This is a genomic window from Micromonospora sp. NPDC005220, from assembly GCF_040607895.1.
GTDB lineage: Bacteria > Actinomycetota > Actinomycetes > Mycobacteriales > Micromonosporaceae > Micromonospora.
This window is the reverse complement of the sequence record NZ_JBEXHP010000111.1, coordinates 1-18,078: the sequence shown is the minus strand read 5'-3', so window position 1 is coordinate 18,078 and position 18,078 is coordinate 1. Positions and strand designations below refer to the sequence as shown.

16 protein-coding genes and 2 pseudogenes are annotated in these 18,078 nt (G+C 72.2%); 8 read left to right on the top strand and 10 right to left on the bottom strand.

The features are described from left to right. A partial coding sequence (locus tag ABZU52_RS27230) for an alpha/beta hydrolase (protein WP_354973812.1) occupies positions 1 to 1,112 on the top strand: 1,112 nt, incomplete at its 5' end. Between the two features lie 58 nt (positions 1,113 to 1,170). On the opposite strand, the gene glmS is transcribed toward ABZU52_RS27230, so the two are convergent. Then, a complete protein-coding gene (gene glmS / locus ABZU52_RS27225) occupies positions 1,171 to 3,084 on the bottom strand; it encodes a glutamine--fructose-6-phosphate transaminase (isomerizing) (protein ID WP_354973811.1) in 1,914 nt (637 codons plus the stop codon). Positions 3,085 to 3,808: 724 nt separating this feature from the next. On the opposite strand from glmS, the gene ABZU52_RS27220 reads away from it, so the two are divergent. Next, positions 3,809 to 4,309, top strand: coding sequence for an MmpS family transport accessory protein (locus ABZU52_RS27220; RefSeq protein WP_354973810.1), 501 nt, complete (start codon positions 3,809 to 3,811; stop codon positions 4,307 to 4,309). Positions 4,310 to 4,352: 43 nt separating this feature from the next. Next, positions 4,353 to 5,546, top strand: coding sequence for a pyridoxal phosphate-dependent aminotransferase (locus ABZU52_RS27215; RefSeq protein ID WP_354973813.1), 1,194 nt, complete (start codon positions 4,353 to 4,355; stop codon positions 5,544 to 5,546). Between the two features lie 69 nt (positions 5,547 to 5,615). On the opposite strand, the gene glmM is transcribed toward ABZU52_RS27215, so the two are convergent. The 9 genes from glmM to ABZU52_RS27170 all read right to left on the bottom strand — a co-directional run bounded on the left by glmM (position 5,616) and on the right by ABZU52_RS27170 (position 12,182). After that, on the bottom strand, positions 5,616 to 6,971 hold the full coding sequence (glmM, locus tag ABZU52_RS27210; RefSeq protein WP_354973809.1) for a phosphoglucosamine mutase: 1,356 nt from the start codon (positions 6,969 to 6,971) through the stop codon (positions 5,616 to 5,618). A 118-nt stretch (positions 6,972 to 7,089) separates the two neighbouring features. Next, positions 7,090 to 7,563, bottom strand: coding sequence for a 30S ribosomal protein S9 (gene rpsI / locus ABZU52_RS27205; RefSeq protein WP_112626216.1), 474 nt, complete (start codon positions 7,561 to 7,563; stop codon positions 7,090 to 7,092). Positions 7,564 to 7,583: 20 nt separating this feature from the next. Beyond that, positions 7,584 to 8,027, bottom strand: a complete 444-nt coding sequence (gene rplM, locus ABZU52_RS27200) for a 50S ribosomal protein L13 (protein WP_053653864.1) — start codon at positions 8,025 to 8,027, stop codon at positions 7,584 to 7,586. Positions 8,028 to 8,236: 209 nt separating this feature from the next. Continuing rightward, the gene (locus tag ABZU52_RS27195; protein WP_354973808.1) at positions 8,237 to 9,619 is read right to left on the bottom strand and encodes a nitrate/nitrite transporter; all 1,383 of its coding nucleotides are present in this window, start codon (positions 9,617 to 9,619) and stop codon (positions 8,237 to 8,239) included. Positions 9,620 to 9,779: 160 nt separating this feature from the next. Next, a complete protein-coding gene (locus ABZU52_RS27190; RefSeq protein ID WP_354973807.1) occupies positions 9,780 to 10,073 on the bottom strand; it encodes a hypothetical protein in 294 nt (97 codons plus the stop codon). After that, positions 10,063 to 10,320: a DUF6364 family protein gene (locus ABZU52_RS27185; RefSeq protein ID WP_091403518.1), complete on the bottom strand. Its 258-nt coding sequence runs from the start codon at positions 10,318 to 10,320 to the stop codon at positions 10,063 to 10,065. Before ABZU52_RS27185 ends, ABZU52_RS27190 begins: the two co-directional genes overlap by 11 nt. 89 nt (positions 10,321 to 10,409) lie before the next feature. Further along, complete coding sequence (locus ABZU52_RS27180) at positions 10,410 to 11,105, bottom strand: methyltransferase domain-containing protein (RefSeq protein ID WP_354973806.1); 696 nt, start codon at positions 11,103 to 11,105, stop codon at positions 10,410 to 10,412. A 121-nt stretch (positions 11,106 to 11,226) separates the two neighbouring features. Beyond that, the gene (locus ABZU52_RS27175; protein WP_354973805.1) at positions 11,227 to 11,424 is read right to left on the bottom strand and encodes a DUF397 domain-containing protein; all 198 of its coding nucleotides are present in this window, start codon (positions 11,422 to 11,424) and stop codon (positions 11,227 to 11,229) included. Beyond that, the gene (locus ABZU52_RS27170; RefSeq protein WP_354973804.1) at positions 11,415 to 12,182 is read right to left on the bottom strand and encodes a helix-turn-helix transcriptional regulator; all 768 of its coding nucleotides are present in this window, start codon (positions 12,180 to 12,182) and stop codon (positions 11,415 to 11,417) included. Before ABZU52_RS27170 ends, ABZU52_RS27175 begins: the two co-directional genes overlap by 10 nt. A 367-nt stretch (positions 12,183 to 12,549) precedes the next feature. Between ABZU52_RS27170 and ABZU52_RS27165 the strand changes: the two genes are divergently transcribed. From ABZU52_RS27165 to ABZU52_RS27145, 5 genes and pseudogenes are all read left to right on the top strand, one after another. Then, positions 12,550 to 12,774: a hypothetical protein gene (locus ABZU52_RS27165; protein ID WP_354973803.1), complete on the top strand. Its 225-nt coding sequence runs from the start codon at positions 12,550 to 12,552 to the stop codon at positions 12,772 to 12,774. Between the two features lie 493 nt (positions 12,775 to 13,267). Next, the gene (locus ABZU52_RS27160) at positions 13,268 to 15,460 is read left to right on the top strand and encodes a molybdopterin oxidoreductase family protein (RefSeq protein WP_354973802.1); all 2,193 of its coding nucleotides are present in this window, start codon (positions 13,268 to 13,270) and stop codon (positions 15,458 to 15,460) included. After that, positions 15,457 to 16,896 (top strand): FAD-dependent oxidoreductase, encoded by a 1,440-nt coding sequence (locus tag ABZU52_RS27155; protein WP_354973801.1) that lies wholly within the window; start codon positions 15,457 to 15,459, stop codon positions 16,894 to 16,896. The genes ABZU52_RS27160 and ABZU52_RS27155 overlap by 4 nt, the downstream gene beginning before the upstream one ends. Beyond that, positions 16,893 to 18,002: pseudogene (locus ABZU52_RS27150) on the top strand (FAD-dependent oxidoreductase); the annotation flags it as partial. The gene ABZU52_RS27155 and the pseudogene ABZU52_RS27150, both read left to right, overlap by 4 nt. Next, positions 17,990 to 18,078, top strand: a pseudogene (locus tag ABZU52_RS27145) (roadblock/LC7 domain-containing protein); the annotation flags it as partial. The pseudogenes ABZU52_RS27150 and ABZU52_RS27145, both read left to right, overlap by 13 nt.

Here is an 18,078-nt window from a genome sequence, read left to right as displayed (position 1 = left end):
GGGCCGCCGGCACCGGCTGGGCGTCCCCGCCGCCGCCGGGCCGACCAGCCCTCGGTGCCGCGCCCGCGCTGGTCAGCACCTGGTGGTCCGGGTTGACTCCGGCGCAGCGACGGTGGCTGATCGGGCGCGAGCCGGCCCTGGTCGGCCGGTTGGACGGGGTGCCGGTGGCCGCCCGCGACCAGGCCAACCGGTTGCGGCTCGGCGCCTGGCGTGCGGAGTTGCTGGCCGAGCGGCGACGGCTGCTGTCCCGGGTGCCGCCGGGGCCACTCGCGTCGATCCGGCTGCGCGGGGTGGCCGGACGGTTGGCCGGCCTGGAGTCGCTGGTCGGGCGGCTGACGGCCGGCGAGGCGCCGCGGGCGTACCTGCTGGGTTTGGATCCGGCCGGTGAGGGCCGGGCGGTGGTGGCGCTCGGTGACCCGGACCACGCCGACCGGGTGCTGACCTACGTGCCGGGGATGACCGCCGGCCTGGACGACGCCTCCGGCGAGCTCGCCAGGGCGGCCCGGGTGCTGGACCGGTGCGCCGCGCTCGCCCCGGGTGAGCGCGGCGCGGCGGTGCTCTGGTTGGACTACGACGCTCCGGATCTGCTGACCGAGGCCGCCTCGGCGGGTCAGGCCCGGGACGCCGGCCCGGCGTTGCACCGCTTCCAGGAGGGGCTGCGCGCCAGCCACGAGGGGCCACCGGCCCGGCAGACCGTGCTCGGGCACAGCTACGGGTCGCTGGTGGTGGGTGTGGCGGCCCGGGAGCACGGGCGCGCCGCCGACGCGCTGGTCTTCGTCGGCTCGCCCGGTGTCGGCGCGTCGCACGCCGCTGAGCTGGGCGTGCCGGCCGGGGAGGTCTGGGCCAGCAGCGCCCCCGACGACGTGATCCGGGCGGCCCGGCCACCGGAGGAGCTGGGCCGACGGGCCCTCCTCGGCGCGGCGCCCCTCGCTGGCGTGCTGGGTTGGCCCGGCCGGACCGGGCACGAGCTGTGGTTCGGGCACGACCCGTCCGATCCCGGTTTCGGTGGGCGGGTGTTCCCGAGTGGTCGCGGCGGGCACGCCGGCTACTGGGAACCGGGAAACCCGGCGCTGGACGGGATGGCCCGTGTCGTGCTGGGCCGCCCGCTGTGACGACGGAACCCCGGCCGCCGCGGGGTGCGGCGACCGGGGTCCCGGACGGGGGCGGTGGTTACTCGACGGTGACCGACTTGGCCAGGTTTCGGGGCTGGTCCACGTCGTGCCCCCGGGCGGCGGCGATCTCGGCGGCGAGCACCTGCAACGGCACCGTGGTGACGAGCGGGGCCAGCAGGGTGGGCGTACGCGGCACGTAGATCAGGTGGTCGGCGTACCGGACGACGGCCTCGTCGCCCTCCTCCGCGATGACGATGGTCCGCGCGCCACGGGCCCGGACCTCCTGGATGTTGGAGACGACCTTGTCGTGCAGCATGCCCCGGCCCACCGGCGAGGGCACCACGCAGATCACCGGGGTGCCCTTGTCGATCAGGGCGATGGGGCCGTGCTTCAGCTCACCGGCGGCGAAGCCCTCGGCGTGCATGTACGCCAACTCCTTGAGCTTCAGCGCGCCTTCGAGGGCCACCGGGTAGCCGACGTGCCGGCCGATGAACAGCACCGTCGGCTCGGACTTCAGCTCCCGGGCCAGCTCGCGGACGGGCTCGATCCGGTCGAGCAGCTCGCGCAGCTTGCCGGGGATCTCCTGCAACTGGGCGACCACCGCGCCCACCTCGTCGGCGAACTTGATCCCGCGCACCTGGGCCAGGTGCAGGCCGATCAGGTAGCAGGCGACGACCTGGGTGAGGAACGCCTTGGTGGAGGCGACGGCGATCTCCGGCCCGCCGTGGGTGTAGAGCACCGCGTCGGACTCGCGGGGGATGGTCGAGCCGTTGGTGTTGCAGATCGCCAGCACCCGGGCCTTCTGCTCCTTGGCGTGGCGCAGCGCCATCAGGGTGTCCATCGTCTCGCCGGACTGGGAGATGACCACGATCAGCGTGGACCGGTCGAGCACCGGGTCGCGGTAGCGGAACTCGCTGGCCAGCTCCACCTCGCACGGGATCCGGGTCCAGTGCTCGATGGCGTACTTGGCGACCATGCCGGCGTGGTACGCGGTGCCGCAGGCCACGATGAAGATCTTGTCGACGTCGCGCAGATCCTGGTCGCTGAGGCGGACCTCGTCGAGGCCGATCTCACCGGTCTCGGTGAGCCGGCCGAGCAGCGTGTCGGCGATTGCCTGCGGCTGCTCCTCGATCTCCTTGAGCATGAACCAGTCGTAGCCGCCCTTCTCCGCGGCCGAGGAGTCCCAGTCGATGTGGAAGTCCTTGCCGGCGGCGGGCTGGCCCTCGAAGTCGGTGATCTCGATGCTGTCACCGGTGATCAGCACGATCTGGTCCTGGCCCAGCTCGACCGCTTCCCGGGTGTGCTCGATGAACGCGGCCACGTCGCTGGCCAGGTAGTTTTCCCCGTCGCCCCGGCCGACCACGAGTGGCGAGTTGCGCCGGGCGCCGACGACCGCACCGGGCACGGCGGCGTCCACCGCGAGCAGGGTGAACGCGCCCTCCAGTCGCTGGCAGACCACCCGCATTCCGGCGGCGAGCAGCTGCGGGCTGTCCGGCTGGCCGGCGGCGCGCAGGTCGGCCAGCGCGGCGGCGAGCAGGTGCGCGGCGCACTCGGTGTCGGTGTCGCTGGTGAACTGGACGCCGTCGGCCTCCAACTCGGCGCGGAGCTTGGCGAAGTTCTCGATGATGCCGTTGTGGATCACCGCGACCCGCCCGTCGGGGGCGACGTGGGGGTGGGCGTTGCGGTCGGTCGGGCCGCCGTGGGTGGCCCAGCGGGTGTGCCCGATGCCGGTGGTGCCGTCACCGATGCCGATCGGGCTTGCCGCGCAGGAGGTCGGGTCGTCGGCGGCCCGCTCGGACAGCACCTTCTCCAGGTTGGCCAGCTTGCCGGCCTTCTTCTCGGTCAGCAGCTGGTCGTCGCAGACGATCGCGACGCCTGCCGAGTCATAGCCGCGGTATTCCAGCCGCCGCAGCCCGTCGAGGACGATGCCGAGTGCAGGGCGCGCGCCCGCGTATCCCACGATTCCACACATGGCCCGCAGCCTAACCCAGTTTCACTCATGATGGGTGCTCGAAAGTCGGGTTATCAATCACGGAATCTGAGCGATCGATGGTTGGAGGGCCGCAACCGGGACGAGCTTCGCGGCCCACCTCGGGTCCGCCGGGCACGACGGGGTTGCGACACGCTTTCGGGTACGACAGTCTCTCGGCGGGTTTGGCGCTCCCGTCCACGGCCCGCTCGTCCCATACCCACTCCCGCCCGGAGCAGCCATGTCCGACGCGTCCCCGCCCGAGCCGTCCCCCTCATTCGTACCGGACCCGGCCTCCTCCCCACCCCCGCCGGATCCGACGGCACCGCCCTCCTCGGCTCCGTTCCCGGCCCCCGACCCGCTGGCCCCGGGCCAGCCATGGGCACCCCAGGCTCCGTGGTCACCGTCTCCACCGGCCGCGCCGTGGGCACCGCCCCCGCCCGCCACCCAGTGGTCGCCACAACCGCCCGGGGCGCCGTGGACGCCCGACCCACAGACGCCCCCGTGGTCGCCCGACGCCTCGGGCCCGACACCCACCGGATCGACACCGCCAGCGGGGTGGCCCACCCCCGGCGGCCAGCCGCCGGCCCCTGGCTGGCCGCCGCCCGGCACCGGATGGCCGCCGCCCGGCTATCCGCCGCCGTACGCCTACCACGGGTATCCGCAGGCCCCGGGCAAGCCGCCCACGAGCGGCGGGCGGGTCGTCGGGATCGTCGTCGCGGTCGTCGTGACACTCGTCCTCCTGGCGTGTGGCTGCCTCTGTGTGGGTGGCCTGTGGCTCGACCGGACCAACCCGGACCCGGTCGCCGAGGAACCGTGGGGCTATCCCGACGACGACGACTGGACCCCACCGGGCCCCGGGCCGCTCACGCCGGACCAACCCACCATCAGGCCGACCACCGCGGCACCCATCCCCAGCAAGCAGCCGATCACCCGACCGACCTCGGGACCGGCCCCGGTGACGGTTGTCTACGAGGTCACCGGAGCGGGCACCGTCGACCTCGCGTACTTCGACGCCGAGAGCGACCTCATCCACGTCGACGGCCAGAAACTGCCCTGGCGCACCTCCATCCGCACCAACGGCAGGAGCCGGGTCATGGTGGAGGCCAGGTGGGCCGACGACGAGGGTGAGAGACCACTCGACTGCACCGTCACGGTCACCGGTGCGGGCAAGCCTGTCGTCGACAGGACTCGGGGGTACTGGGCGACCAGTTGCGCGCCCAGGTGAGGCTGGGGTTCGGGCGGCGGGTGGCCGTAGGCTGGCGCAGGTGATGACGAGCACCGATGTCGACCCGCTGGTGGCCCGGATGCGGCCGTTCGGCACGACGATCTTCGCCGAGATGTCCGCCCTCGCCGTCCGCACCGGCGCGGTCAACCTCGGCCAGGGGTTTCCCGACACCGACGGCCCACCGGAGATGCTGGCCGCCGCCGCCGAGGCGCTGCGCGACGGGCAGAACCAGTACCCGCCAGGCCCGGGGATCCCCGCCCTCCGCGCGGCGGTCGCCGCCCATCAGCGGCGGTTCCACGACCTGGCGTACGACCCGGACCGCGAGATCGTGATCACGGCAGGCGCGACCGAGGCGGTCGCGGCGAGCATCCTCGCTCTCTGCGAGCCGGGCGACGAGGTGGTCTGCTTCGAGCCGTACTACGACTCGTACGCCGCCTCGATCGCACTGGCCGGCGCGGTCCGCCGGCCGGTGACGCTGCGTCCCACGGCCGACGGCCGGTACGCGTTCGACCCGGCGGCGCTGCGTGCGGCGTTCGGCCCGCGCACCCGGCTGGTGCTGCTGAACTCACCGCACAATCCGACCGGCAAGGTCTTCACTCCGGCCGAGTTGGCGCAGGTCGCCGAGTTGTGCCAGGAGTTCGACGCGTACGCGGTCACCGACGAGGTGTACGAGCACCTGGTTTTCACCGACGCGGCGAGCCCACACGTGCCGCTGGCCAGCCTGCCCGGGATGCGGGAGCGGACACTGCGCATCTCGTCGGCCGGTAAGACGTTCTCCTGCACGGGGTGGAAGGTCGGCTGGGCGAGCGGCCCGGCGGCGCTGGTGGCGGCGGTGCTCCGGGTGAAGCAGTTCCTCACCTTCGTCAACGCGGCGCCGCTGCAACCGGCGGTGGCCGTGGCGCTGGCCCTGCCGGACGACTACTACACCGGCTTTCGGGACAGCCTCCAGCAGCGGCGTGACCAGCTCGTCGGTGGTCTCACCGACGCCGGCTTCGAGGTGCTCAACTCGGAGGGGACGTACTTCGTCACCGCCGACATCACCGCTCTCGGCGGCCGGGACGGGGTGGAGTTCTGCCGGTCGTTGCCGGAGCGCTGCGGCGTGGTGGCGGTGCCCACCCAGGTCTTCTACGACGACACCGACGCCGGCCGGCGGCTGGTCCGGTTCGCCTTCTGCAAACGCCCCGAGGTGCTGGCCGAGGCGGTCACCCGGCTGCGCGGGCTGACCCCGAGCGGCTGACCTGACGGGCAGTCGCGGGGCTGTGGAGCTGATGCCGTAAACGGTTCAGCTCCACAGCATCCAACCGACCTAGGCGACGGGGCTCGCGGTGCGGACCAGCTCGGCGATCCGCTCGGCGACCTCGCGGGCCGTCGCCTCGCTGGCCGCCTCGACCATCACCCGGACCAACGGCTCGGTGCCCGACGGGCGCAGCAGCACCCGACCGGTCTCCCCCAGCTCCGCCTCGGCCCGCTCGACCTCGGCGCGTACCGCTGGCGCGGCGGCGCCCACGGTCCGGTCGCCGACCGGCACGTTGATCAGCACCTGGGGCAGCTTGGTGACCACCGAGGCCAGCTCGGCGAGGGACTGACCGGTGGCCGCCATCCGAGCCATCAGGTGCAGGCCGGTGAGCACCCCGTCGCCGGTGGTGGCGTGCGCGGGCATGACGATGTGGCCGCTCTGCTCACCGCCGAGCGCCAGCCCGGAGGCGCGCAGCTCCTCCAGCACGTACCGGTCGCCGACCTTGGTCTCGATCAGGCGGATGCCCTGCGCGGACATCGCGAGCCGCAGCCCGAGGTTGCTCATCACGGTGGCCACCAGGGTGTCCTGGGTGAGCGTGCCAGCGTCCCGCATGGCCAGCGCGAGGATCGCCATGACCTGGTCGCCGTCCACCTCGTCGCCGTCGGCGGTGACCGCCAGGCAGCGGTCGGCGTCGCCGTCGTGGGCGATGCCCAGGTGGGCGCCGTGCTCGACCACGGCGGCGCGCAGCGCCTCGATGTGGTTGGAGCCACAGTCGTCGTTGATGTTCAGCCCGTCGGGCTCCGCGTGGATGGCGATGACCTCCGCGCCGGCCTCCCGGTAGGCGACGGGGGCGACCTCGGCGGCGGCGCCGTTGGCGCAGTCGACCACGACCTTGATCCCGTCGAGCCGGTGCGGAACGGTGCCCACCAGGTGCTGGACGTAGTGGTCGGCACCGTCGAGGAGGTCGTGCACCCGGCCGACGCCGGCGCCGATCGGCCGGTCCCAGGCGGTGGTGGCGTTCGTCTCGACGGCCGCCTCGATCTGCATCTCGATCTCGTCGGGCAACTTGTGCCCACCGGCGGCGAAGAGCTTGATGCCGTTGTCCGGCATCGGGTTGTGCGATGCGGAGAGCATCACACCCAGGTCGGCTTTGGCCTCGGCGGTGAGGAACGCCACCGCGGGGGTGGGCAGCACGCCGACCCGCACCACGTTGGCGCCGGCGCTGGTCAGACCGGCGACCACGGCGGCCTCCAGCATCTCGCCGCTGACGCGGGTGTCCCGGCCGACGACGGCGAGCGGCGGATGGCTGCGGTCCGTCTCGGCGAGCGTGTGCGCGGCGGCCACCGCGAGCGCCAGCGCCAACTCCGGGGTGAGATCCGCGTTCGCCCGCCCGCGTACGCCGTCCGTGCCGAACAACCGACCCATACCCGCCAACCTCCGAAAGAGCACTGCCAATAAGGAGAAAGCGGAACGGCCGACCCACCTCCCCCACCGAGGGGAGGCGGACCGGCCGTCCGTCAGAAGTACAACGCGCTGGGAAAGATCAGCGCTTCGAGTACTGGGGAGCCTTACGGGCCTTCTTGAGGCCGTACTTCTTGCTCTCCTTGACCCGGGCGTCACGGGTGAGGAAGCCGGCCTTCTTCAGGGCCGGGCGGTCGTCCGGCTCGTTGATGATCAGCGCGCGGGCGATGCCCAGCCGGAGCGCACCGGCCTGGCCGGTGGTGCCGCCGCCACGCAGGTTGGCGATGACGTCGAACTGCTCGAGCTTCTCGGCGGTGACCAGCGGGTCCTTGATGAGCTGCTGGTGCACCTTGCTCGGGAAGTACGCCTCAAGGTCCTGGCCATTGCAGGTGATCTTGCCGGTGCCCGGGACGATGCGGACCCGGACGATGGCCTCCTTGCGGCGGCCCACGGTCTGGATCGGCCGGTCACCACGAGGCGCGCGGGCGACGGGCGCCGGCGCCTCGGTGGCCTCAGGGGCTTCCGGGGCGACCTCGGTCTCGATGATGTCGGTCATGCTGCTTCCTTCGCCCGCGCTCACTGCGCGATCTGCTTGATCTCGAACGGCACCGGCTGCTGCGCGAGGTGCGGGTGCTCGGCACCGGCGTAGACCTTCAGCTTCTTGATCAGCTGACGGCCGAGCTTGTTGTGCGGGAGCATCCCCTTCACGGCCAGCTCGATGGCCCGCTCGGGACGCTTGGTCAGCAGCTCGTCGTAGCCGATCTGCTTCAGACCACCCGGGTAACCCGAGTGGCGGTAAGCGACCTTGGTCTGGCGCTTGTTGCCGGTCAACGCAACCTTGCCCGCGTTCACGATGACGACAAAGTCGCCCGTGTCGACGTGCGGCGCGAAAGTCGGCTTGTGCTTACCACGCAGCAACGTGGCGGCGTGGGTGGCCAGGCGGCCCAGCACGACATCAGAGGCGTCGATGACGTGCCACTGACGCTCGATCTCACCCGGCTTCGGGCTGTACGTACGCACAGGTCTACCTTGTCTCGTCGTCGGTCTGGGGTCGCGCGCCGAGGTGACCAGATCTTGCAGGCCGGACCAGCGCGCACGAACGACCAAGCGTACCTGATGGGGCACGCCTCTGGATGTCGTACAACAGCAGGCAACGATACCCGGCGCCCCGTCCGCAGGTCAAAACGGGGGTACGGTGCCGCGCGGCGACGCGCCGACGGTGGCTCAGCTCACACGTTGGCGAGACGACCGGCCCTCGGACGACGGTAGACGACCCAGGTGATCCCGAAACACAGCGCGTACCAGCCGATGAAGGCCAGGTAGGCGGCGTCGGCGTTGCCCGAGCTAAGGAACGACTGGCGGAACGCGATGTTGACCAGCACCCCGCCGAAGGCGCCGATCGCACCCGCGACGCCGATCAACGCCCCGGTCATCCTTCGCGCCCACCGTGCGGCGGCCTCCGGATCACGCTGACCGGTGGTCACCGCGTCCGCCGCGCGGGCCCGGAAGATCGCCGGGATCATCTTGTACGTGGAGCCGTTGCCGATGCCGGAGAAGACGAAGAGGGCGAGGAACCCGGCCAGGTAGAGCCCGAACGAGCGCTCCCGGGCCGCGTACAGCACGGTGCTCGCGCCGGCCGCCATCGCCACGAAGTTCCAGAAGGTCACCCGGGCCCCGCCCAACCGGTCGGCGAGGTGCCCGCCCAGCGGCCGGATCAGCGAGCCGACCAGCGGGCCCAGGAAGGTCAGCCAGGCTGCGTCGACCGGGGTGGGGAACCGCTCGGCGAACTGGAGCTGGAGCACCTGACCGAAGGCGAAGCCGAAACCGATGAACGAGCCGAAGGTGCCGATGTAGAGCAGCGACATCACCCAGGTGTGCGGGTCGCGGGCCGCCGCGCGCAACGCGCCCGGCTCGTTGCGTGCCCCGGGCACGGTGTCCAACCAGCGGGCCGCCGCCAGCGCGGCCAGCACGATCAGCGGCAGGTAGACCGCCGGCACCAACCGGGGGTACGCGGCGCCCGCGGTGGCCAGGACCGCCAGGCCGACCAGTTGCACGGCGGGTACCCCCAGGTTGCCGCCACCGGCGTTGAGCCCGAGCGCCCGCCCCTTGAGCCGCTCCGGGTAGAACAGGTTGATGTTCGCCATCGAGGAGGCGAAGTTGCCGCCGCCGACCCCGGTGAGGCAGGCGAGCACCATCAGGGTGGAGTAGGACACCCCGGGTTCCAGCAGCACCGTCATCGGCACCGCGGGCACCAGCAACAGCAGTGCGCTGATGATCGTCCAGCGTCGTCCGCCGAAGCGGGCCACCGCCAGCGTGTACGGCAGCCGCAGCACCGCGCCCAGTGCGGCCGGCACCGCGGTGAGCAGGAACTTCCCGGCCGGGTCGATGCCGTACGCGGGGCCGAGGAAGAGCACGGTGACCGACCAGAGACTCCACACCGAGAAGCCGACGTGCTCCGCGAAGATCGAGACCCAGAGGTTGCGCCGGGCGATCGGCGCACCGGTGGCCTGCCAGAAGTCCGGGTCCTCGGGACGCCAGTCGGTCAGCGGTTGCCGGCGACCGGTGACGGCAGGCGGCTCGGCGGTGACTGCGGTGCTGGTGAGCGTGCTCACGGCGGATCCTCCTCGTCGATGTGACGAGGGGAAACGCTAGGAACGCCCGGTTACCTGGCAGTGCCCGTCGCGGGTCGGGCCGGAAACGGCTGTCGCACCACGGGCCGGCGGCGGTGGTGAGCACGCCACCGGGGCGGCGCGGTCAGAGCTGCTTTCGGGGTCAGAGCTGCTGGAGGATGCGCAGCGCGCGGCCGACCCGGAGCATGGTGTCGGTGTCGGCGACGTCCACGCACTCGGTGAACCACTTCTTCATTGGCGAGGAGACCCGGTCGGGCATCACCACGTACCGGTCCATCGACACGGCGAGCGGCGAGTCCCGCAGGAGCGACTCCTCGACCACCTCGACCACGATCACGATGGGCACGTCGGTGGAGTTGTAGACGTCCGAGCTGATCACCAGGCCGAGGCGTTCCCGGGCGCCCTCGATGCGCCAGATCTCACCCCTACGCAGCACGCGGCCGTCCGCCGGAGAACAGGTCGTTGACCATGCCCACCTCGCGGGCGTCGGCGAGGGCGGCGGACTCCAGATCCAGGCTGGCGCGGCCCACGGCGGCGGCGTGCGCGGTGAAGACCTCGCGCAGCGCCTTCTCCCGGGCGGCCTGGTCCATCCAGGCGGAGAGCGACAGCCCCTCGCGCTTGGCGAACCGCCGCGCTTCCTCGATCGTCTCGTCCGTGAACGAGAGAGTCACCTTGGCAGTCATGCCGAGCAGATTACCCATCGGTGTGACCAACAGTCATCCCCGTGCTCACCGGCTCGCCCCCGGACGGCGAAACGCACATTCCGCCAGGCTTACCCGGCCCGACCGCCGAACACCGCGAAGCGCCACTCCTTGAAGTAGCAGTCGACGTCGACCAGGCCCGACTCGGCGAGCCACCGACACTGGTCGGCCACGGTCGCCGGCCGGTCGTGGCGCATCCGCTCCCGGGAGGCCGCAATCTCGGCGGAGGACGCGCCCAGCTCGGTGATCCGCTCCAGCCACACCTCGTCGTAGCGCCGATCCAGCTCCGGGGTCGGGCCGGCGACCTGCTCGGCATTGACGAACACCCCGCCCGGTGCCAGCGCGGCGGCGGCCCGCCGGTAGAGCGCGCGCTTGCCGGGGTCGTCCAGGTGGTGGATCGCCAGCGCGCTGACCACCGCGTCGTACCGGCCCGGCGGCAACTCGTCGGCCAGATCGGCCTGGACCGTTCGGTGTGGCACGGACCGCGCGGCCAACTGGTCGGTGGCGCGGGCGAGCATCGCCGGCGCGCCGTCCACCAGGGTCAGCCGGACTCCGGGCACCGCGGCGGACAGCAGCAGCGAGAGCAGACCGGTGCCCGCGCCCAGGTCCAACACCTCGGGGGTACGCCCAGCGGCGAGCGCGGCGCGCAGCGGCGGCGCGGCCACCTGGACGGCGGTGCCGTAGAAGGCGTCGAAGCACGGCACCAGCCGCCTGCGCGCCTCGTCGTAGGTGCCGGCCACCGCGTCGAAGACGTCCGTCACGCCCATCGCAGCCTCCCAGTCTTCGAGACAGTTTTCCCACATTATAAGCGCTCCTGCGTCAACGTTCCTGACCCCTGAATGCGCAAAAGGCCCCCGGCGCGAACCGGGGGCCACTGGGTCCTGCTGGTCAGGTCGGGTCGTGTGCCTTCGCCACACCGACGAACGCCCGCCAGGCCGCCGACCCGAAAACCAAGGCCGGCCCTGCCGGGTCCTTCGAGTCCCGCACACCGACGATGCCAGGCAGGTTGTCCGCAACCTCGATGCAGTCGCCGCCATTGCCGCTGCTGCGGGTGCTCTTCCGCCACTGCGCGCCGGTCAGTTCCATGTCTTCGCCATCTCCGTAAGTAGATCGACGGATTGCCAGTGGGACAGCGCCTCGCCGCGCACGTTCTCCCACGCGGCCAGCATCGCCGCTATGTCCTCGGCACCGGTAACGACTTGCCCCTGAAGCTGATTGTCGAGGTAGCCGGCAATCCGATGCTCGGGCCCTACAGCGATCACGAAGGGACCGTTCAGGCCAGCGTACGCGCCGACAGTAGTGGGAACGATGTGCACGCGGACGTGCGGGGCCCCGCACGCGGTGACGAGGGCCTGCACCTGCTCGTGCATGGTGGCTCGTCCACCGACTGGCCGCCGCAACACGGCTTCGTCGACAACGGCGGTGAAGTGTGGCGGGTCTTCACGGGTCAGAATGCTTTGCCGGGCGAGCCGTGAGGCCAGATGTCGCTCGACGTCGCTGCGGGCGATGACGTCGGCGCCGGCGAGCACGGCGCGTGCGTATGCCTCAGTCTGGAGCAGGCCGGGAAGGACGGTCGACTGAAACGACCGCAGGGAGATCGCCTCACGCTCGATCTCTTGCCACGGTCGGAACCAAATTGGCTCGCGGCGTCTTGAAGTGTCCGGCCAGATGTCCCCTATGGGCCGTCGGAGCGCACTCGCCGCCGCCTCCCGGTGTCGGGGGTGGGGAATGTGGTCGTGGTTCAGCCAGCGCGCGACCGTCTTCCGATCGACCCCAACCAACCCTGCCAGGGACTCAATCGAGTGCCCCGTCTCGGCTAGCGCGGCGCGTAGCGCATCGTTCACGACTTCCCCCATCGAATGCGCGGAATGTCTTGCGACCATATCGCTACGGGCTGTTCTTGTCCCATCACTGCCCGCAAGGTGGGATCAGACGGCGCGGCCGGTAGGGACCCGAGACCCGGCGGGCGCGTTCGTGTCGGGGCCGCTCGTGAACCGGCCAGATCTTGGACAGTTTCCGTTAGGAGATAACGGAAACTGTCCAAGATCTCCATGGGTAAGCACCACTGGCGGCCCCTTCCCAGACTGACGACCAGGGGAGAGCACCGTGCCGCACGAGCCGCCGGCCCGGAAACCCAGACCGAGGCACACCCCCCGGAAGCCACGCTCGGGTGACGTCCTGTACCTGACCCGTGCCGCGAGTGTGCAGTTCATGCGCCCGATCTTCGTCCGGGTGATTCGCGTTCTCGACTGGCCGACGTACGACGGGTGGCTGTGGATTGACGGCTACGAGCTGGGCGCGAAGGGTGACGCGGTCGCGCGCCGGTCCCTGTTCGTGATGCCCGGGGGGCTGATCTGGTCGGACCCGCCCGCCCCGGCAGCCTGTCGGCCGACCACCCGCACGCCAGCCAAGCGCACTCCGGTGCGGCTCGGATGAACAGGCGTCCTCGCCCGCACCAGCCGATGCGCCCGGCGTGGCTCTGCCGTAACTGCGCCGCGCTGTGGCCGTGTTCGCCGGCTCGGCTCCACCTCGCGACGGAGTTCTACGGCCACTCGATCGCCCTGGCGTTCTACCTGGCAGCGAACCTGCAAGACGCGCTTGACGACCTGTACTCCGTTGGCGTTCGGCCTGACCCGCGAGCCCTCCACGCCCGGTTCCTGGGCTGGCTGTCCCTGACCCGCCGGCCTGATCGCGCCGACGTGCGCTGACCGTCCCCGCCAGATGAGGTGCGCTGCGGCTTTGGAGCTGATGTCGCAAACGAATCAACCGCCGATGTCGTCAACGATTCAGCTCCACAGGCTCCGACTCACGCCCTCCGACTCACGCCCTCCGACGCGCTCGCTGCCCCGGTGCGGTGTGAGCCCCACTTGACAGGACCGAAACAGAAGGGACCCGGACCGGAAACCGCCCGGCGGCACGCTTTCCCGACATGACAGACGGTGCACGGTCGGCAACTCCACCGGGGCGGACGCCCCGGGAGGTGGCGACGCACTGCCCGTACTGCGCGCTGCAGTGCGGGATGACGCTGCGCCAGGACGACGCCGGGGTGACGGTCCACCCACGCCAGTTCCCCACCAACCGGGGCGGGCTCTGCCAGAAGGGTTGGACCGCCGCCGAGCTGCTCGACCACCCGGAGCGGCTGACCACCCCGCTGGTGCGCGACCCGGCCACCGGCGAGCTGCGCCCGGCAAGTTGGGACACCGCGCTCGACCGGGTGGTCGCCGGCATCCGCGCCGTCCAGGACGACGCCGGCCGGGACGCGGTCGCCGTTTTCGGGGGCGGTGGCCTGACCAACGAGAAGGCGTACGCGTTGGGCAAGTTCGCCCGGATCGGGCTGCGCACCCGGCACATCGACTACAACGGACGATTCTGCATGTCTTCCGCGGCGGCCGCCGGAATGCGCGCCTTCGGCATCGACCGAGGGCTGCCGTTCCCGCTCGCCGACCTGGGCCGGGCCGACACCCTGCTGCTGGTCGGGGCGAACCCAGCGGAGACCATGCCGCCGCTGGTGCGCTGGCTCACCGAGCAGCGCCGGGGCGGCGGCCAACTGATCGTGGTCGACCCCCGGGTCACCGCCACCGCCCGCCAGGCCGACCTGCACCTGCAACCGCTGCCCGGCACCGACCTCGCGGTGGCCAACGCGCTGCTGCACATCGCCCTCACCGAGGGTTGGGTCGACCGGGCCTACGTGGCCGACCGCACCACCGGATTCGACGCGGTCCGCCGCAGTGTCGCCGCCTGGTGGCCGGCCCGCGCGGAACAGCTCTCCGGAGTGCCGGTGGCCGACCTGGAGGCGACCGCCCGCGCGCTGGGCACCGCGGGACGCGTGATCATCCTGACCGCGCGCGGCGCCGAGCAGCACGCCAAGGGGGTGGACACCGTCACCGCGTACGTCAATCTCGCCCTCGCCCTCGGTCTGCCCGGCCGGGCCGGCTCGGGGTACGGCTGCCTCACCGGCCAGGGCAACGGCCAGGGCGGCCGGGAGCACGGGCAGAAGGCCGACCAGCTCCCCGGCTACCGGAAGATCGACGACCCGGCGGCCCGGGAGCACGTGGCCGGGGTCTGGGGTGTGCCGGCCGACGAGCTGCCCGGCCCGGGAGTGCCCGCCTACCAACTGCTCGACTCGCTCGGCACTGCGGATGGCCCGCGCGCGTTGCTGGTGTTCGGGTCGAACCCGGTTGTCTCGGCACCCCGGGCGGCCCGGATCGAGGGCCGGCTGCGCGACCTGGACCTGCTGGTCGTCGCCGACCTCCTGCTCTCCGAGACGGCCGCGCTGGCGGACGTGGTGCTGCCCACCGCGCAGTGGGCCGAGGAGGACGGCACCATGACCAACCTGGAGGGCCGGGTGCTGCGGCGGCGCGCGCTACGGCCACCCCCGCCGGGCGTCCGGACCGACCTCGCCATCATCGCCGACCTCGCAGCCCGGCTGGCCGCCGCCGAAACGGCCGCCGCAGAAGCGCCCGCCGCAGAAGCGCCCCCCGCGGAAGCGCACGCCGGCGCGCGACCGGAAGCCGTTGCGGCAGCGCGTTTTCCGGCCGACCCGAGCGTCGTCTTCGCCGAGCTGCGCCGGGCCTCCGCCGGTGGGGCCGCCGACTACGCAGGCATCAGCTGGGACCGGATCGACGCCGACGACGGTGTCTACTGGCCCTGCCCGACCGAGGACGGGCCGGACACGCCACGACTCTTCGCCGACCGGTTCGGCACCCCGGACGGCCGGGCCCGCTTCCACCCCGTCGACCATCGACCGGCCGCCGAGCAGGTCTGCGCCACCTACCCGCTGCACTTCACCACCGGCCGAGTGCTGGCGCAGTACCAGTCGGGCACCCAGACCCGACGGGTGGCCGCGCTGCGGCGCGCCGCCCCGGAGGCGTTCGTCGAACTGCACCCCGACCTGGCCGCCCGGCTGGGCATCGACGACGGCGACCCGGTGCGGGTCACCTCGCGTCGAGGTGAGTTCCGCGCCCCGGCCCGGCTCAGCGCCGGGATCCGACCGGACACCGTGTTCGCCCCGTTCCACTACGCGGGGGCGGGACGCGCCAACTCGGTGACCAACGACGCGGTGGACCCGATCTCCGGGATGCCCGAGTTCAAGATCTGCGCGGTCCGGGTGGAGAAGGCATGACCGCCCGGGTGGTGATCGTCGGCAACGGGATGGCGGGCGCGCGTCTGGCCGCTGAGCTGCACGCCCGGGAGGGAGACCGGAAGGTCACCGTGCTCGGGGCGGAGCCGCACCGCGCGTACAACCGGATCCTGCTCTCAGCCCTGCTGGCCGGCCGGATCGACGAGCCGGACGTGGAGTTGACCGAGGCCGCCGGGCACGGCGTCGACAGGCGCAGCGGCGTACCCGTGGCCGCCGTCGACCGGTCCGCCCGGGAGGTCCGCACCGACGATGGCGAACGAATCGGGTACGACCACCTGGTGCTGGCCACCGGCGCGCGGGCGGTGGTGCCGTCGCTGCCCGGCCTCGACCCGGCGAACCTGCCGGAGCGGGTGGTTCCCTTCCGGACCCTGGACGACTGCCGGCGGATCCTCGCCGCCGCGGACGGCGCCCGCAGCGCGCTGGTGCTCGGCGGCGGGCTACTCGGTCTGGAGGCCGCCCGAGGGCTGGCCACCCGAGGTCTGGCCACCACAGTGGTGCACCCGCGAGAGCACCTGATGGAACGGCAACTGGACCCGGCGGCCGGCGCGGTGCTCGCCGGCACGCTCGCCGGTTTCGGCGTCACCGTCCAACTGGGGGTGTCGGCGACCGGCGTGGCCGCGGACGCCAGCGGTGTCCGCCTCGACCTGGCCGACGGCCGGTCGTTGCGCGCCGACCTGCTGGTGCTCTCCTGCGGCGTACGCCCGGACACCGCCCTCGCGCAGGCCGCCGGCCTGACCGTGCGGCGCGGCGTGGTGGTGGACGACCGGCTGCGGACGACCGACAGGTCCATCTCGGCGATCGGCGACTGCGCCGAGCACGACGGCGTGCTCACCGGGCTGGTCGCGCCCGCCTGGGCCCAGGCCCAGGTGCTCGCCGACGTGCTGACCGGGACGGACCCGCTGGCCCGCTATCGGCCCCGGCCGGTGGTGACCCGGCTGAAGGCCGCCGGGATCGACCTGGCCTCGATGGGTGACGCCGCCAGTGTCGGGCCGGGCGAGGAGCTGACCTTCGCCGACCCGGCCCGGGGCACGTACGCCCGGTTGCGGATTCGGGACGAGCGGCTGATCGGCGCGATCCTGCTCGGCGACAACCCGGCGGTCGGCACGGTGATCCAGCTCTTCGACCGTGGGCACCCGGTGCCGAGTGACCGGCGGGCGCTGCTGCTCGGCCGGGCACTCGGTGCGGCCGGCGCGACTCCGGCCGCCTCACCGGCGCTGATGCCGGACGGGGCCACTGTCTGTCAGTGCAACTCGGTGAGCAAGGGCGCTCTGGTCAGAAGCTGGCGCTCCGGTGCCCGGACGGTGGATGCGGTGGTGGCCGCGACCCGGGCCGGCACCGGATGTGGCGGATGTCGGGACGCAGTGAGCGGCATCGTCGACTGGCTCAGCGAGGCGGAATCGGTGGAGGTGGCGCGATGAGCGGCGGCGATCTGGTCGTCATCGGCAACGGCATGGTCGGGCAGCGTTTCGTGGACGCGCTGCGCGCCCGTGACCCACAGGGCAGCTGGCGGGTGACAGTGCTGGCCGAGGAGAGCCGGCCGGCGTACGACCGGGTGCGGCTCTCGGCGTACTTCGACGGGGTGGGTGAGAGCGAACTCAACCTGCACACACCGCACGACGGGGTACGGCTGCGACTCGGTGAGCCGGCCACCGCCGTCGACCGGGACCGGCGGGTGGTGACCACCGCCGTCGGCGAATATTGCTACGACGCGCTGGTGCTGGCCACCGGGTCGTACGCGTTCGTGCCGCCGGTGGCCGGCACGGAGCTGCCCGGGGTCTTCGTCTACCGGACTTTGGACGACCTGGCGGCGATCAGGGAGTACGCGCGAGGCCGGCGGGCCGGCGCGGTGATCGGCGGCGGGCTGCTCGGCCTGGAAGCCGCGAACGCCCTGCGGCTGCTCGGCCTGAGCACCGACGTGGTCGAGTTCGCGCCCCGGCTGATGCCGGTGCAGGTGGACCAGGCCGGCGGGGCGATGCTCCGCCGCTACGTCGACGAGTTGGGCGTACGGACCCATCTCGGGGTGGCGACCACCGCGATCCGTCCCGGCCCGGACGGCGGCGTCGCGGCACTGGAACTCTCCGACGGCACGGCCATCGACGCGGAGCTGGTGGTGGTGGCCGCCGGCATCCGGCCCCGGGACCAGTTGGCCCGGGACGCCGGCCTGCCGCTGGGTCCGCGCGGCGGGGTGCTTGTCGACGCGACCTGCCGCACCGCCGACGAGCGGATCTGGGCCGTCGGCGAGTGCGCGGCGGTCGAGGGCACCTGCCACGGCCTGGTCGCGCCGGGGTACGCGACGGCCGAGGTGGTGGCCGATCGGCTGGTCGGCGGCGTGGCGACCTTCCCGGGCGCGGACACCGCCACCAAGCTCAAGCTGCTCGGCGTCGACGTGGCCTCGTTCGGCGACGCCCACGGCACGACCGAGGGCTGCCTGGACGTCACGTTCACCGACCCGGCCACCCGGGTCTACGCGAAGCTGGTCCTCTCCGACGACGCGCACACCCTGCTCGGCGGGGTGCTGGTCGGATGTTCAGCGCGGGCGGGGTGTTGCAGACAGTCATCGAGATGGACAGCGGATATCTCTTCCTGATGTCGATCAGCGA

What these genes read in the sequence shown, in the direction of transcription:
- glmS (WP_354973811.1), bottom strand. Translation starts at nt 3,084, where the DNA reads ATGTGTGGAATCGTGGGATACGCGGGCGCGCGCCCTGCACTCGGCATC.
- ABZU52_RS27215 (WP_354973813.1), top strand. Translation starts at nt 4,353, where the DNA reads ATGACGAGCACCGATGTCGACCCGCTGGTGGCCCGGATGCGGCCGTTC.
- glmM (WP_354973809.1), bottom strand. Translation starts at nt 6,971, where the DNA reads ATGGGTCGGTTGTTCGGCACGGACGGCGTACGCGGGCGGGCGAACGCG.
- rpsI (WP_112626216.1), bottom strand. Translation starts at nt 7,563, where the DNA reads ATGACCGACATCATCGAGACCGAGGTCGCCCCGGAAGCCCCTGAGGCC.
- ABZU52_RS27185 (WP_091403518.1), bottom strand. Translation starts at nt 10,320, where the DNA reads ATGACTGCCAAGGTGACTCTCTCGTTCACGGACGAGACGATCGAGGAA.
- ABZU52_RS27180 (WP_354973806.1), bottom strand. Translation starts at nt 11,105, where the DNA reads ATGGGCGTGACGGACGTCTTCGACGCGGTGGCCGGCACCTACGACGAG.
- ABZU52_RS27175 (WP_354973805.1), bottom strand. Translation starts at nt 11,424, where the DNA reads ATGGAACTGACCGGCGCGCAGTGGCGGAAGAGCACCCGCAGCAGCGGC.
- ABZU52_RS27165 (WP_354973803.1), top strand. Translation starts at nt 12,550, where the DNA reads ATGCGCCCGATCTTCGTCCGGGTGATTCGCGTTCTCGACTGGCCGACG.
- ABZU52_RS27160 (WP_354973802.1), top strand. Translation starts at nt 13,268, where the DNA reads ATGACAGACGGTGCACGGTCGGCAACTCCACCGGGGCGGACGCCCCGG.
- ABZU52_RS27155 (WP_354973801.1), top strand. Translation starts at nt 15,457, where the DNA reads ATGACCGCCCGGGTGGTGATCGTCGGCAACGGGATGGCGGGCGCGCGT.